This is a genomic window from Streptomyces sp. NPDC030296 (assembly GCF_055572815.1).
Genome location: NZ_JBVICQ010000002.1, coordinates 280478 through 294246 on the forward strand (window position 1 = coordinate 280478; position 13769 = coordinate 294246).

At 72.4% G+C, this 13769-nt stretch carries 8 protein-coding genes; 3 read left to right on the forward strand and 5 right to left on the reverse strand.

What is annotated here, in order from left to right; translation table 11 throughout:
• Positions 1-68: 68 nt before the first annotated feature.
• Entirely contained in the window at positions 69-1565 is a 1497-nt protein-coding gene (rpsA, locus tag ACZ4Z3_RS05250; protein WP_031166273.1) for a 30S ribosomal protein S1, read from the reverse strand.
• 378 nt (positions 1566-1943) lie between these two features.
• Between rpsA and ACZ4Z3_RS05255 the strand changes: the two genes are divergently transcribed.
• A complete protein-coding gene (locus tag ACZ4Z3_RS05255; protein WP_468500202.1) occupies positions 1944-2801 on the forward strand; it encodes a class I SAM-dependent methyltransferase in 858 nt (285 codons plus the stop codon).
• A 76-nt stretch (positions 2802-2877) separates the two neighbouring features.
• Positions 2878-5424 carry an ATP-dependent helicase HrpB gene (hrpB, locus tag ACZ4Z3_RS05260; RefSeq protein WP_468499750.1) on the forward strand — a complete coding sequence of 849 codons (2547 nt, stop codon included), beginning with the start codon at positions 2878-2880 and terminating at the stop codon, positions 5422-5424.
• Here the strand turns inward: hrpB and pgfA are convergent.
• The 3 genes from pgfA to ACZ4Z3_RS05275 form a co-directional block, all read right to left on the reverse strand.
• A complete protein-coding gene (gene pgfA / locus ACZ4Z3_RS05265; RefSeq protein ID WP_468499751.1) occupies positions 5414-6406 on the reverse strand; it encodes a cell envelope lipid trafficking protein PgfA in 993 nt (330 codons plus the stop codon). The two genes, hrpB and pgfA, sit on opposite strands and share 11 nt — an antisense overlap.
• An 86-nt stretch (positions 6407-6492) precedes the next feature.
• Positions 6493-6627, reverse strand: coding sequence for an SPW_0924 family protein (locus ACZ4Z3_RS05270; RefSeq protein ID WP_107099360.1), 135 nt, complete (start codon positions 6625-6627; stop codon positions 6493-6495).
• A gap of 156 nt (positions 6628-6783) precedes the next feature.
• The gene (locus tag ACZ4Z3_RS05275) at positions 6784-8538 is read right to left on the reverse strand and encodes a lytic transglycosylase domain-containing protein (RefSeq protein ID WP_468499752.1); all 1755 of its coding nucleotides are present in this window, start codon (positions 8536-8538) and stop codon (positions 6784-6786) included.
• Positions 8539-8951: 413 nt separating this feature from the next.
• Here ACZ4Z3_RS05275 and ACZ4Z3_RS05280 point away from each other — a divergent pair, with 413 nt between their 5' ends.
• Entirely contained in the window at positions 8952-9800 is an 849-nt protein-coding gene (locus tag ACZ4Z3_RS05280; RefSeq protein WP_468499753.1) for a DUF4184 family protein, read from the forward strand.
• Between the two features lie 1147 nt (positions 9801-10947).
• Here ACZ4Z3_RS05280 and polA read toward each other — a convergent pair.
• Positions 10948-13674, reverse strand: coding sequence for a DNA polymerase I (polA, locus tag ACZ4Z3_RS05285; RefSeq protein WP_468499754.1), 2727 nt, complete (start codon positions 13672-13674; stop codon positions 10948-10950).
• Positions 13675-13769: the final 95 nt, after the last annotated feature.

Below are 13769 nucleotides of genomic sequence, written 5' to 3' on the forward strand. Positions count from 1 at the left end.
TCGGGCCCGCACCCCCCGGAGGGGATGCGGGCCCGACGTGTTATCGGCTGTGCCTCAGCGGCGAGCGGTCAGCTCTGGCCGCCGGCCAGCTTCTCGCGCAGTGCGGCGAGCGCCTCGTCCGAGGCCAGCGCACCGGAGGTGTCCGCGCCCTCGGAGGAGTACGAACCGCCACCCGCGGCCGGAGCCGCACCCGCGGCGTCGCCACCCTCGGCAGCGGCAGCGGCGTCGGCCTCGCGGCTCTTGATGACCTGCTGCTGGTGCTGCTCGAAGCGGGTCTGCGCCTCCGCGTACTGGCGCTCCCACTCCTCGCGCTGCTTCTCGTAGCCCTCGAGCCAGTCGTTGGTCTCGGGGTCGAAGCCCTCGGGGTAGATGTAGTTGCCCTGGTCGTCGTAGGACGCGGCCATGCCGTACAGGGTCGGGTCGAACTCGACCGAGGCCGGGTCGGCACCGAAGGACTCGTTGGCCTGCTTCAGCGAGAGGCTGATGCGCCGGCGCTCGAGGTCGATGTCGATGACCTTGACGAAGATCTCGTCGTTGACCTGGACGACCTGCTCCGGGATCTCCACGTGGCGCTCGGCCAGCTCGGAGATGTGGACCAGACCCTCGATGCCCTCGTCCACGCGGACGAACGCACCGAACGGAACCAGCTTCGTGACCTTGCCGGGCACGACCTGGCCGATCTGGTGGGTGCGGGCGAACTGCTGCCACGGGTCTTCCTGGGTCGCCTTCAGCGACAGGGAGACGCGCTCGCGGTCCATGTCGACGTCGAGGACCTCGACCGTGACCTCCTGGCCGACCTCGACGACCTCGGAGGGGTGGTCGATGTGCTTCCAGGACAGCTCGGAGACGTGGACCAGACCGTCGACGCCACCCAGGTCCACGAAGGCACCGAAGTTGACGATCGAGGAGACCACACCGGAACGGACCTGACCCTTCTGGAGGGTCGTGAGGAACGTCTGGCGGACCTCGGACTGGGTCTGCTCCAGCCAGGCACGGCGGGACAGGACCACGTTGTTGCGGTTCTTGTCCAGCTCGATGATCTTGGCCTCGAGCTCCTTGCCCACGTAGGGCTGGAGGTCACGGACGCGGCGCATCTCGACGAGAGAGGCCGGGAGGAAGCCGCGGAGGCCGATGTCGAGGATGAGACCACCCTTGACGACCTCGATGACGGTACCGGTGACGATCCCGTCCTCTTCCTTGATCTTCTCGATGGTGCCCCAGGCACGCTCGTACTGGGCGCGCTTCTTCGAGAGGATCAGGCGGCCTTCCTTGTCCTCCTTCTGGAGGACCAGGGCCTCGATCTCGTCACCGACGGCGACGACCTCGTTGGGGTCGACGTCGTGCTTGATCGAAAGCTCGCGGCTCGGGATAACGCCTTCGGTCTTGTAACCGATGTCGAGCAGGACCTCGTCCCGGTCGACCTTCACGATGACGCCGTCGACGATGTCGCCGTCGTTGAAGTACTTGATCGTCTCGTCGATCGCGGCGAGGAAGGCTTCCTCGTTACCGATGTCGTTGACCGCTACCTGCGGGGTGGTGGCGGTGGTCTCGGTGCTGCTCGTCATGTGGGAAAGGGCTCCGGTACGGACATTGAAGTCGTAGGTACTGCTTACGCCGGGAGCCCGTTTCGCTCTGCAGAAGCCGGACAGCCAAGGAAGCGCCACACAAAACCGCTGGTGGCGCCTCGACAACCGAGGGGACATACAACAGATGCGAGCGCAGCCTGCTACGTCTGAGGTGCGCAGGCCCGCAGCGCAACTTGTAGCATACGGGGGCAGCCAGGCAGGGTCAATGCGCGAAGGCGCACCACCCGGGGCGGAACGCCGCATACCCGGCACAAATCCCGTCCCATGAGGCCACGCAGGCCTGGGACACACCTTCCGTGACGCGATTCTGAGGCCGTCGCGCCACTCGGGTTACGGAAGAGTACGACGAGGGAGCCGATCATCCAAGAGCGCGATGTCCACGAAATCTCCACCGCCCCCGCGACCGTCGGCTCCCCCGATGCCGACGAGCCCGAGGCCACCCGGCGCGCGGCCGGGGTGGCGGAGAGCTCCCGGGCCAACCGGGGCTGGTGGGACCGGAACGCGGACGACTACCAGGTCGAGCACGGCACGTTCCTCGGCGACGACCGGTTCGTCTGGGGTCCGGAGGGGCTCGACGAGATCGAGGCGGAGCTGCTCGGGCCGCCGGAGGAGCTGAAGGGCAAGGACGTCCTGGAGATCGGCGCGGGGGCCGCGCAGTGCTCCCGCTGGCTCGCCGCACAGGGGGCCCGGCCCGTCGCCCTGGACCTCTCGCACCGTCAGCTCCAGCACGCCCTGCGGATCGGCGGATCGTTCCCCCTGGTGTGTGCCGACGCGGGCGACCTGCCCTTCGCGGACGCCTCCTTCGACCTGGCGTGCTCGGCGTACGGGGCGCTGCCGTTCGTCGCGGACCCCGTGCGGGTGCTGCGGGAGGTCCGCCGCGTCCTTCGGCCCGGGGGCCGTTTCGTGTTCTCGGTGACCCACCCGATCCGCTGGGCGTTCCCGGACGAGCCCGGTCCGGAGGGTCTGTCGGTCTCCGCGTCGTACTTCGACCGCACGCCGTACGTCGAGCAGGACGAGGAGGGGCGGGCCGTGTACGTGGAGCACCACAGGACGGTCGGCGACCGCGTCCGGGACATCGTCGCGGCGGACCTCCGTCTCGTCGACCTGGTCGAGCCGGAGTGGCCCTCCTGGAACACCTCGGAGTGGGGCGGCTGGTCGCCGCTGCGCGGGAACCTGATCCCGGGCACCGCGATCTTCGTGTGCGCGCGGGACTGAGGCACACGACCGCAGGTCCGGCTCACGCACACGTACCGGCCCACGCGCGCGTGGCGGACGTACGACACTGAAGGGCGTGATCCGTTACGACGCTCTGGACGCGCTGCCCGTGCGCGGTGCCCTGCCCGGCCTGAAGGACGCCCTGGAGGGGCACGGCACCGCCGTTCTCGTCGCGCCGCCCGGCACCGGCAAGACGACGCTGGTGCCGCTGGCGCTGGCCGGGCTGCTGGACGGCGGGCCGGCGCGGCGGGTGGTCGTGGCCGAGCCCCGGCGGATCGCCGCGCGGGCGGCGGCGCGGCGGATGGCGTGGCTGCTGGGCGAGAAGCCCGGCGAGAGCGTCGGCCACACGGTGCGCGGCGAGCGGGTCGTGGGGCGGCACACGCGCGTGGAGGTCGTCACGACCGGTGTGCTGCTGCAGCGGTTGCAGCGGGACCAGGAACTCGCCGGGGTCGACGTGGTGGTGCTCGACGAGTGTCACGAGCGGCATCTGGACGCGGACACGGTGGCGGCGTTCCTGCTGGACGTGCGGGAGACGCTGCGACCCGAGCTGCGGCTGGTGGCGGCGTCGGCGACGACGGACGCGGAGGGCTGGGCGCGGCTGCTGGGCGGGGCGCCGGTCGTGGCGGCGCAGGGTGTGTCGTATCCCGTCGAGGTGGTGTGGGCGCCGCCGTCGCGTCCGGTGCGGCCGCCGCACGGGACGCGGGTCGATCCGGCGCTGCTGGCGCATGTGGCCTCGGTGGTGCGGCGGGCGCTCGCCGAGCGGTCGGGGGACGTGTTGTGCTTCCTGCCGGGCGTGGGCGAGATCGCGCGGGTGGCGGGGCAACTGGGCGAGATCGACGGCGTCGACGTCCTCCAGGTGCACGGGCGGGCGGCGGCGGCCGTGCAGGACACGGTGCTGGCCGGCGGGGAGCGGCGACGGGTGGTGCTGGCGACGGCGGTGGCGGAGTCGTCGCTGACCGTTCCGGGGGTCCGGGTGGTCGTCGACTCCGGGCTGGCCCGGGAACCGCGGGTCGACCATGCGCGCGGGCTGAGCGCCCTGACGACCGTACGGGCGTCGCAGGCGGCCGGGCGGCAGCGGGCGGGGCGGGCCGGGCGTGAGGCGCCGGGTGCGGTGTACCGGTGCTGGGCCGAGGCCGAGGACGGCCGTCTGCCCCGGTTCCCGGCGCCGGAGATCAGGGTCGCCGACCTCACCGCGTTCGCCCTCCAGGCGGCCTGCTGGGGTGATCCGGAGGCTTCAGGTCTCGCGCTGCTCGACCCGCCGCCCGGTGGGGCGATGGCGGCGGCGCGGGAGGTGCTGACTGCGATCGGCGCGGTGGACGCCACCGGGCGGGCCACCTCGCGCGGTGCGCGCATGGCGCGGCTGGGCCTGCATCCCCGGCTGGGGCGGGCCCTGCTGGACGCGGCGCCCCTGGTGGGGGCGGACCGGGCCGCGGAGGTCGTGGCGCTGCTGAGCGAGGAGCCGCCGCGGGAGTACGGCGACGACCTCCTGGCGGCGCTGCGTGCGGCCCGGCGCGGCGGTGACGCGTACACCGGCCGGTGGCGTGCGGAGGTACGACGCCTGCGGACGGCCGCGGCACCGCCCTCGGAGCGGGACGCTTCCGGCCCGTCCCGTCCGCCCGCCGACGGCAGCCCAGCGCGGTCCGCCGACTCCGACGAGCGGCTCGTGGGGACCGTGGCGGCACTGGCCTTCCCCGAGCGGGTGGCGAAGGCGGTGCAGGGGGCCCATCTGATGGTCAACGGGACTCGGGCGCAGGTCGGGGAGGAGTCGGGGTTGCGGAACGCCCCGTGGCTCGCCGTGGCCGTGGCGGACCGGCCGGTGGGTGCCGGGCACGCGCGCGTGCGGCTCGGCGCCGTCGTCGACGAGGAGGTGGCGCGATCGGCGGCCGCCGCCCTGCACGACGAGGGCGAGGAGGTCCGCTGGAGCGACGGGGATGTCGTGGCGCGGCGGGTGGAGCGGCTGGGGGCCGTGGAGTTGGCGGTACGGCCGCTCCGGCAACCCGGATCCGGGCTCGTACGGGCGGCGTTGCTGGAGGGGTTGCGGACCGAGGGGCTGGGGCTGCTGCGGTGGTCGGAGGGCGCCGTGTCGTTGCGGCAGCGGCTCGCCTTCGTGCACGCGCGTCTCGGTGAGCCCTGGCCCGATGTCTCCGACGGTGCCCTGCACGCGCGCGTGGACGACTGGCTGGAGCCGGAGTTGAGCCGTGCCCGGCGGCGGGCGGATCTCGGACGGATCGACGCCGGGGAGGCGCTGGGGCGGCTGCTGCCGTGGGCGAGCGGGGACGCCGTACGGCTGGACGAGCTCGCTCCGGAGCGGATCGAGGTGCCGAGCGGGTCGCGGATACGCGTCGACTACACGCGGCCCGAGCAGCCGGTGCTGGCGGTGAAGTTGCAGGAGATGTTCGGGCTCCAGGCGTCGCCCGTGCTCGCCGGGGTGCCGGTGCTCGTGCATCTGCTGTCGCCCGCCGGGCGGCCCGCCGCCGTCACCGCCGATCTCGCCTCGTTCTGGAAGGACGGGTACCGGGCCGTACGGGCGGAGCTGCGCGGCCGGTATCCCAAGCATCCGTGGCCGGAGGACCCGGCGGCGGCCGAGCCGACCCGGTTCACCAACGCGCGGCTCAGGCGGTGACCGGCTCGGAGGTGACGGGTTCCTCGGCCCCGGGCCCTCCCGCCCTGCGGCCGCGGGCCTCCACGTAGAGGGCGAGTGCCAGGAGCAGGAGGCCCAGGCCCAGGAAGCCCCAGGGCAGGTAGGAGGTCATGAGGAGGACGACGACGCGCTGGGACGTGACGAGGTCGACGGTGTGTTCGATGTAGTCCTCGCGCATCTTCACGTGGCCGGCGAACGCGGTCACCTTCTCGCGGTCGCCGAGGAGGGTGCCGCCGCGGAGTTCCTCCTTGTGGATCTCCTCGCCGTACACGGGGGCTCCGGTGACCGGCTCCACCCAGAACTTGCGGACCGTGGTGTACCAGCGGGTCGTGCCGGTCTTCGCGACCGTCTCACGGGTGATGCCCTCGACGGGCATGATCCGGGGGAAGGGGACCTCGGTCCAGGGGATGGTCTGCTCGAAGTAGTAGACCTCCACGCCGCGGAAGTCCTGGGTGCCCTTGTAGTGGATGGGGGCGGTGACACGGGCCTGGGCGTCGAAGTACTCGTAGTCGCGGGGTTCGGTGAGGAAGGGCCACTTGAACTCCAGGCCCTCGCGGCGGACGGGGTCGCCGTCGACCATCTCGCCCCTGGCGTGGACGGGTTCCTGGGTGTGGGCGTCGAAGATGTAGCGCTCGGGGATCTTGGAGACCATCTCGCCGTCGGGGCCCTGGACATAGGACAGGCCGTCCCAGACGACCACGTCGCGGCCCGCCGTCCTCTCGATCCGCTCCGAGGCCTCCACGTTCCCCTTGAGGGTCTGCACGATGGTGACCTGGGGGACCTTGCGTTCGGTCATCGTGCCGTAGTCGAGGAGGGTGGCGTCCTTCGCGACGAGGACCATGTCCTGGTACTGGTCGGCGGGGATCTTGGCCAGGCGCGGGAAGGCGTACCAGCGGGTCAGCGGGGACAGCGCGGCGAAGAACACGGCGAACGCGAGCAGGATCAGACCGGCCCTGCGGTGCATCTCGGCCTCCCTCCCGGGCGGTTGTGGATGTGCGGCCTCCGTCGGCCGTTCGACCGTGGACAGCTCGGTGGACGTCGGCCGTTCGGCTACGGATGCGGGGGCACCGTCGTCAGCAGGGGTTTCGGGGATGTCTCCCCCGTCGGTGTGCCCAGCTCGGTGAGCGCGAGGACCAGCGCGAACGCCAGGGCGAGGCCGGTCGCGGCGGCGATCAGGGCACGCATGCGGAACCTCCCGACCGGTGGGCCCGCCGACAGCGGGAGCTGATACATCGTCAGGTCCGGCACCGTAGCAACGGCCGGGTGAGATGAGAACACGTTGCGCACACAACGACGGCGCCCCTCCGGAAGAGGGGCGCCGTCGTGGCGGGTGCGCGGTGGTTACTGCGAGGCGCCGGCGCTCGGCGAGGCGGACTCCGTGGGGGTCGCCTCCGCGGGGGCGGCCTCCACCTTCAGTTCGACGGTGAGGGTCGCGCCGCCCTCGGTCTCGATGCGGAGGAGGTAGGTGCCGGGGGCGTCGTCCGCGTACAGCTTCGGCAGGGTGAGCAGGCCGTCCTTGTCGGTCTGCAGGCCCGTCAGGGTGCGGAGCGGCTTGCCGTCGGCGGCGTTCTTGAAGTAGGGGCCCTTGTCGTTCTCGGCGGGGTCCAGGGGCGACTTGATGAGGGTCGCCGTGGCCGCGACCTTGCCTGCGACCGCGCCCTTGTAGGTGGCCTTCACCGCGACCTGTTCGGCGAACTCGCCGTTCGCCACGCAGGTCAGCTCGGTGGTGGTGGTGCGGGCGAGGGCGTCGGCCTGGCGGGCGGTGACGGTCGCCGTGTAGTCGAGGGCGGCCACGGTGCGGCCCACGACGGTGGCGCGGACGGTGACGGTGCCGGTCTTCTCGCCGGCCACGAGCCCGGGGGCGGTCGCCTTGCCGGTGCTGTTCGTGACGACCGTGGCGACCTTCTCGCCGCCGGTGAAGGTGGTGTCCGTGTCGCCGACGACGGTGAAGCGGACCCGGACCTTCGCGACGGCCTTGCCGGCCTTGGTCTCCGTGCGGGCGGCGATCCGGTCGGTGAAGGTGGCGCCGGCCGTGGCGGTGAGCTTCGCCGGGCCCGCGGCCTCCAGGTGGTGCACCGTGTCGGTGTTGGTGGGCGGCTTGGTCGGCGGGGTGGGCGGGGTCGGCGGCTTGGGCGTGGAGCCGCCGCCGGGCTTGCCGCCACCGGGCTTGTCCTTGTTCGGCGGGGTCGGGCTGGGGCTGGGCTTCGCGCTGCCCGAGCCGCCCTTGTTCCCGGTGTTGCCGTTGCCGGTGGTTCCGCCGCCGTTGTCGCTCGGGGTGCGGGGCAGCGAGCCGGTGCCGTCGGGGATCTCGTGGGTGCCCTTGCGGTAGTACTCCAGCCACGACATGACGGTGTTGTAGTAGGCCGTCGAGTTGTTGTAGCTGAGGATCGCGCTGCGCAGGTTCCCGGAGTCGGCCAGGTCCCAGTTGAAGCGGCACAGGTAGTGCCCCGCGGCCAGGGCGGCGTCGTAGATGTTGTTGGGGTCCTTGGCGCCGTCGCTGTTGCCGTCGCGGCCCGCCCACTCCCAGGTGGAGGGGATGAACTGCATGGGGCCGACCGCCCGGTCGTGGGTGGCGTCCCCGTCGTACGCGCCGTTGTCGGTGTCGCTGATGTTCGCGAAGCCGTTGCCGTTGAGCTGGGGGCCGAGGATCTTGCCTATCGTCGTGCCGCTCGCGTCGACGCGGCCGCCGCGGGCCTGGCCGGACTCGACCTTGCCGATTGCGGCGAGCAGTTGCCAGGGCAGGTTGCAGCCGGGCTTGGAGTCGCGCAGGGACGCCTCGGCCTTCTTGTAGGCGTCGAGGACGGTCGCGGGGATGCCACGCTCGCCGCCGCCGACCGTGGTCGAGCCGCCACCCGTGCCGGGTGAGGGGTTGGGGCTGTCGAGGGGCGGGAGGTCCGTGTAGTAGCGCCCGTCGCCCGACGCGGTGTCCTCGGAGTAGGTGGTCGCCTCCGGCGAGGGTGACTCGGCGGTCTGTCTCCCGGCGCTGTCGGTGGTCACTCCCGGAGCCTGGGACGCGGCCAGTGCCGCTACCGTGGCCGCGGCCAGGGCGGTGGTGGCCGCCCCCTTGCGGAGCCTCAATCCGAACTGCGCCGCCATTGAGTGAACCCTCCCCGGTGGTCGATCGCCTTGGCGTTCTTCCCTTTTGACACTGTCTCGGGCAACTTCTCCGGACTCTCTCCGGATCAGCTTTCCCGCTCTGCTACACCGACTCCGGAGTTCCGGGTTTGGTTGCCCTGTTCCGGCGTTTCCTTCCCCGGATTTCCGATGGCACCCGCACGCATCGACGCGGCGGCCCAGGCGACCCTACGACAACTTCCGTCGCCCGGACACCCGTTCACGCCCGATTTCCGCTGGTTGCCCCTGTCGGTTCCCTGTCACGCGGGCGCACGCCGGGGTCGGCGGGCGTCGCGCATACTGACGCCGGTGATCGCCGGACCGGCCGACCGCGGCGGAGGTCCGCCGCGGACACCTCACGCACAACGTCACAGAATCCGCTCCAGGGGGACGAATTGCCTTTCACGCTGAGCCATGCGGCCGCCGTGCTGCCCGCGTTGCGCGGGGACGGGAGCGCGCGGGGGCGACTCGTGGCGTCGGTGCTCGTCGCCGGTTCGTTCGCGCCCGATCTGACCTATTACGCGGCGAGTGTGCTTCCCGGGGCGATGGAATTCGGCGACGTCACGCACTCCTTCGCCGGGGTCTTCACCGTCGACGTGCTGTTCACCTGGGCGTTGGTGGGCGTGTGGCTGGTGCTCCGGGAGCCGCTCGTCGCGCTGCTGCCGAGGGCGCGGCGGGCGCGGGTGGCCTCGCTGGTGGGGTGCGGGGCGGGCGTGCGGCGGGTGCGTCCGTCGCTGGTGCTGTGGTGGTACGTGTCCGCGGTGCTCGGTGCGCTCACCCATGTCGTCTGGGACGCGTTCACGCATCTCGACCGGTGGGGGATGCGGTTGCTGCCGGTGCTGGGCGAGGAGATCGCGGGCTCGCCGTTGTACTGGTACCTCCAGTACGGCGGTTCGGCGGTCGCGGCCGTCGTGATCGTCGTGTTCCTGGTGCTGGCGCTGCGCCGTCAGCCGATGGTCGAGCCCGTGGGTGTCCCGGTGCTCTCGTCGGCCGACCGGTGGGTGGCGGGCGCCGTGATCGGGGGGTGCGCGCTGATCGCTACGGCGCAGCGGGTGGCCCGCTGGTGGGCCACCTGGGGTTCGGTCGCCAAGCCGTACGAGGTGATCCCGACGGTGTGCTTCGGGGCCGGGGCCGGGCTGATGCTGGGTGTGGTGCTGTACGGGGTGGGCGTCAGGATCTGGCGCCCGGCTTCCGCTGCGGTGATCGCAGCCGACGCGGAGGCGGACAGCTCGGTCCGCCGCTGAGCACCGGGCGGCGGCGCACGGGGGCTCCACGGGGGATACGGGGCCGGGCCGCGCCGGGGGCGTACACCGGGACGTGGCCCAGCAGGGCCGGGACGGGGTGGGTGAGCCGCCAGGGGATCAGTGTGTGCGCCCAGCGGCGGTGGGGCGCCCATGGGAAGTGGGGCTGCACCCTGGAGAGGCGGGTGAGCGCCTGTGGCAGGCGGCCGGCAGCTGTCGCGGTACGGCGGCGGAGCGTGCGTATGCCCATGCGGGCATCCTCACGCCCCGCCTCCCCGTCGGGCCCCTCGACGGGGGCCAGCCGGGTGACACCGGGGGCGCGCCGCGGGGACGGATGGGGCGGGCCGGGGAGCGCCGTCGAGGGGGGCGGCGGGCGGCGCTGCGACGGCGGAGGAGGCGGCACCGGACCGGCAGAGGCCGGCCCCTGGACGAGCACCGGAGGACCGAGCGGACCACCGGCCCCCTCGGCACCGCCGGACACCACCGTCGCGGCGGAGCGCCGCTTGCGGCGGAGTAAAGAGGGCGGCAGAGAAAACCAGCCCCCGGAAGGGGCACGGGAACGCGGCCAGCCGGTCGGCACGGCACCGCCGGACAGCGCCGTCGCGGCGGAGTAAGAGGACGGCAGGAAAAAGCAGCCCCTCCGAAGGGGCACGAGAGCGCCGGACAGCCTGTCGGCCCAGGAGCGCCGCCAGCCAGTCAGCACGGCACCGCCGGACAGCACCGTCGCGGCGAAGCGCCGTCGCGGCGGAGTAAGAGGACGGCAGGAAAAAGCAGCCCCTCCGAAGGGGCACGAGAGCGCCGGACAGCCTGTCGGCCCAGGAGCGCCACCAGCCGGTCAGCACGGCACCGCCGGACAGCACCGTCGCGGCGAAGCGCCGTCGCGGCAAAGCGCCGTCGCGGCGGAGTAAGGGGACGGCAGAGAAAGGCAGCCGCTCGAGAGGGGCACCGGAACGCCGGGCTGCCGGTCCGCTCGGCGGCGCCCTTGCGGCGGAGCCGGCCGGTTCGCTGGGCAGCGCCTGGCGCCGTTGCGGCGGCGTGAGGGGACAGGTCCGTCGCCCTGGTGGGGCGCAGGCGCGGGGGAATGAGAGGGCAGCGGGGGAAGCCTGCCCTCCGGAGGGGCCCGGTGTAGGGGCCGGGCCCCTCCCGGGGGTCAGTGCGCGGCCGATTCCCAGTCCGGGCCGTGGCCCACCGAGACGTCCAGGGGGGCTCGGAGGTGGACCGCGTTGGACATTTCGTGGCGGACCAGGTCCTCTACGCGGGCGCCCTCGCCGGGGGCGATCTCCAGGACGATTTCGTCGTGGACCTGGAGCAGCATGCGGGACGTGAGGCCGGCGTCCTCCAGGGCGCGGCCCACATTCAGCATGGCGATCTTGACGATGTCCGCGGCCGTGCCCTGGATCGGGGCGTTGAGCGCCATCCGCTCGGCGGCCTCGCGGCGCTGCCGGTTGTCGCTGTTGAGATCGGGCAGATAGCGGCGGCGGCCGAAGAGCGTCGCCGTGTACCCCGTCGCGCGCGCCTCGTCGACCGCCCGGCGCAGATAGTCCCGGACCCCGCCGAAGCGCTCGAAGTACGCGTCCATCAGGGCGCGGGCCTCCCCCGCGTCGATGTTCAGCTGCTGGGACAGGCCGAACGCCGACAGGCCGTACGCCAGGCCGTACGACATCGCCTTGATCTTGCGGCGCATCTCCGCGTCGACCGCGCCCTGCTCGACCCCGAACACCTGGGCGGCGGCCGTGGTGTGGAGGTCCTCGCCGGAGGTGAACGCCTCGATGAGGCCCTCGTCCTCGGAGAGGTGCGCCATCACCCTCAGTTCGATCTGGCTGTAGTCGGCCGTCATCAGCGACTCGAAGCCCTCGCCGACGACGAAGCCGCGGCGGATCGCCCGGCCCTCGTCGGTGCGGACCGGGATGTTCTGCAGGTTCGGGTCGACCGAGGAGAGACGGCCCGTGGCGGCGACCGTCTGGTTGAAGGTGGTGTGGATGCGGCCGTCCGTCGCGATCGTCTTGATCAGGCCCTCGACGGTGACACGGAGCTTCGCCTGCTCGCGGTGGCGGAGCATGATGACCGGCAGTTCGTTGTCGGTCTGGGTGGCCAGCCAGGCCAGGGCGTCCGCGTCGGTGGTGTACCCCGTCTTGGTGCGCTTGGTCTTGGGCAGGGCCAGCTCGCCGAAGAGGACCTCCTGGAGCTGCTTGGGCGAGCCGAGGTTGAACTCGTGCCCGGCCGCCGCGTGCGCCTCCTTCACCGCCTGCTGCACGGCACCGGCGAACATCTGCTCCATGGCTTCGAGGTGCGCGCGGTCCGCGGCGATGCCGTGGCGCTCCATGCGGGCCAGCAGTGCCGACGTCGGCAGCTCCACGTCCCGCAGCAGCTCGGCGGCGCCGACCTCCTCCAGGCGCTGCCCGAACGCCTCGCCCAGGTCGAGGATGGCGCGGGCCTGCACCATGAGGGCCTCGGCCTCGGCGCCGTCGTCCGCGCCGAAGGCCAGCTGCCCGTCGGCGGTGGCGGCGGGGGCCAGCTCCCGGCCGAGGTACTCCAGGGACAGCGCGTCCAGGTCGAAGGAGCGTCGGCCCGGCTTGACCAGGTACGCGGCGAGGGCGGTGTCCATGGTGACGCCCTCGATGGTCCAGCCGTGCTCGGCGAAGACCCGCATCGCGCCCTTGGCGTTGTGGAACACCTTGGGCTTTCCGGGGTCGGCGAGCCAGGCCGCCCACGTGGTCTCGTCCGTCTCGTCGAGCTGGGTCGGGTCGAACCAGGCGGCCGCTCCCGAGGCGGCGGCGAGCGCGATCTCGGTGACCGAGCCGGTGCCGAGCGCCCACGTGTCGACGGTGGCCACGCCGAGGATCTCCGCGCCGTGCTCGGTGAGCCAGCCGGTCAGCTCGCCGGAGCCGAGGACCGTGCCGTCCACCGCGACGCCCGCGGCGGGCTGCGGGCCGGCGTCGGCCTCCTCCGCCCCCGGGTCGACGGCCAGCAGCCGCTCGCGCAGCGACGGGTTGCGGATCTCAAGGGTGTCCAGGACCATCGCGACGGCCTTGCGGTCGTACGGGGCGCGCTCCAGGTCGGCGACCGTCCTCGGCAGGTCGACCGTGCGCACCATCTCGGTGAGGCGGCGGTTGAGCTTGACCGCCTCCAGATGGTCGCGGAGGTTCTGCCCGGCCTTGCCCTTGACCTCCTCGACGCGCTCGACCAGATCCGCGAACGAACCGAACTGGTTGATCCACTTCGCGGCGGTCTTCTCGCCGACGCCAGGAATGCCGGGCAGGTTGTCGGACGGGTCGCCCCGCAGGGCCGCGAAGTCCGGGTACTGGGCGGGCGTCAGGCCGTACTTCTCGAACACCTTCTCCGGGGTGAACCGGGTCAGCTCCGAGACGCCCTTGGTGGGGTAGAGCACGGTGGTGTGCTCGGAGACCAGCTGGAAGGAGTCGCGGTCACCGGTGACGATGAGGACCTCGAAGCCCTCCGCCTCGGCCTGGGTGGCGAGGGTGGCGATGATGTCGTCGGCCTCGAAGCCGTCGACGGCGAAGCGCACGGCGTGCATGGCGTCGAGCAGCTCGCCGATCAGCTCGACCTGCCCCTTGAACTCGTCGGGGGTCTTCGAGCGGTTCGCCTTGTACTCGGTGAACTCCTCGGAGCGCCAGGTCTTGCGGGAGACGTCGAACGCCACCGCGAAGTGGGTGGGCGCCTCGTCGCGCAGCGTGTTCGCCAGCATCGACGCGAAGCCGTAGATCGCGTTCGTCGGCTGGCCCGTCGCGGTCGTGAAGTTCTCCGCGGGGAGCGCGAAGAACGCGCGGTAGGCCAGCGAATGCCCGTCCATGAGCATGAGCCGGGGACGGCTGCCGCCGGTGGTCGTGTCGGTCTTCTTCGATGCTGTCTCTGCCACGCACCCGATCCTGCCACGTGCCACTGACACTCGGACCACGCCCGCCGCCCCGCGACCCCGCACCGGCTCCCGACCCGCCCCTGCCCCCCTCCCCG

Bases quoted from the DNA above. Each gene is read 5' to 3' on its own strand.
- rpsA (WP_031166273.1), bottom strand. From the start codon at position 1,565: ATGACGAGCAGCACCGAGACCACCGCCACCACCCCGCAGGTAGCGGTC.
- pgfA (WP_468499751.1), bottom strand. From the start codon at position 6,406: ATGCACCGCAGGGCCGGTCTGATCCTGCTCGCGTTCGCCGTGTTCTTC.
- ACZ4Z3_RS05270 (WP_107099360.1), bottom strand. From the start codon at position 6,627: ATGCGTGCCCTGATCGCCGCCGCGACCGGCCTCGCCCTGGCGTTCGCG.
- ACZ4Z3_RS05275 (WP_468499752.1), bottom strand. From the start codon at position 8,538: ATGGCGGCGCAGTTCGGATTGAGGCTCCGCAAGGGGGCGGCCACCACC.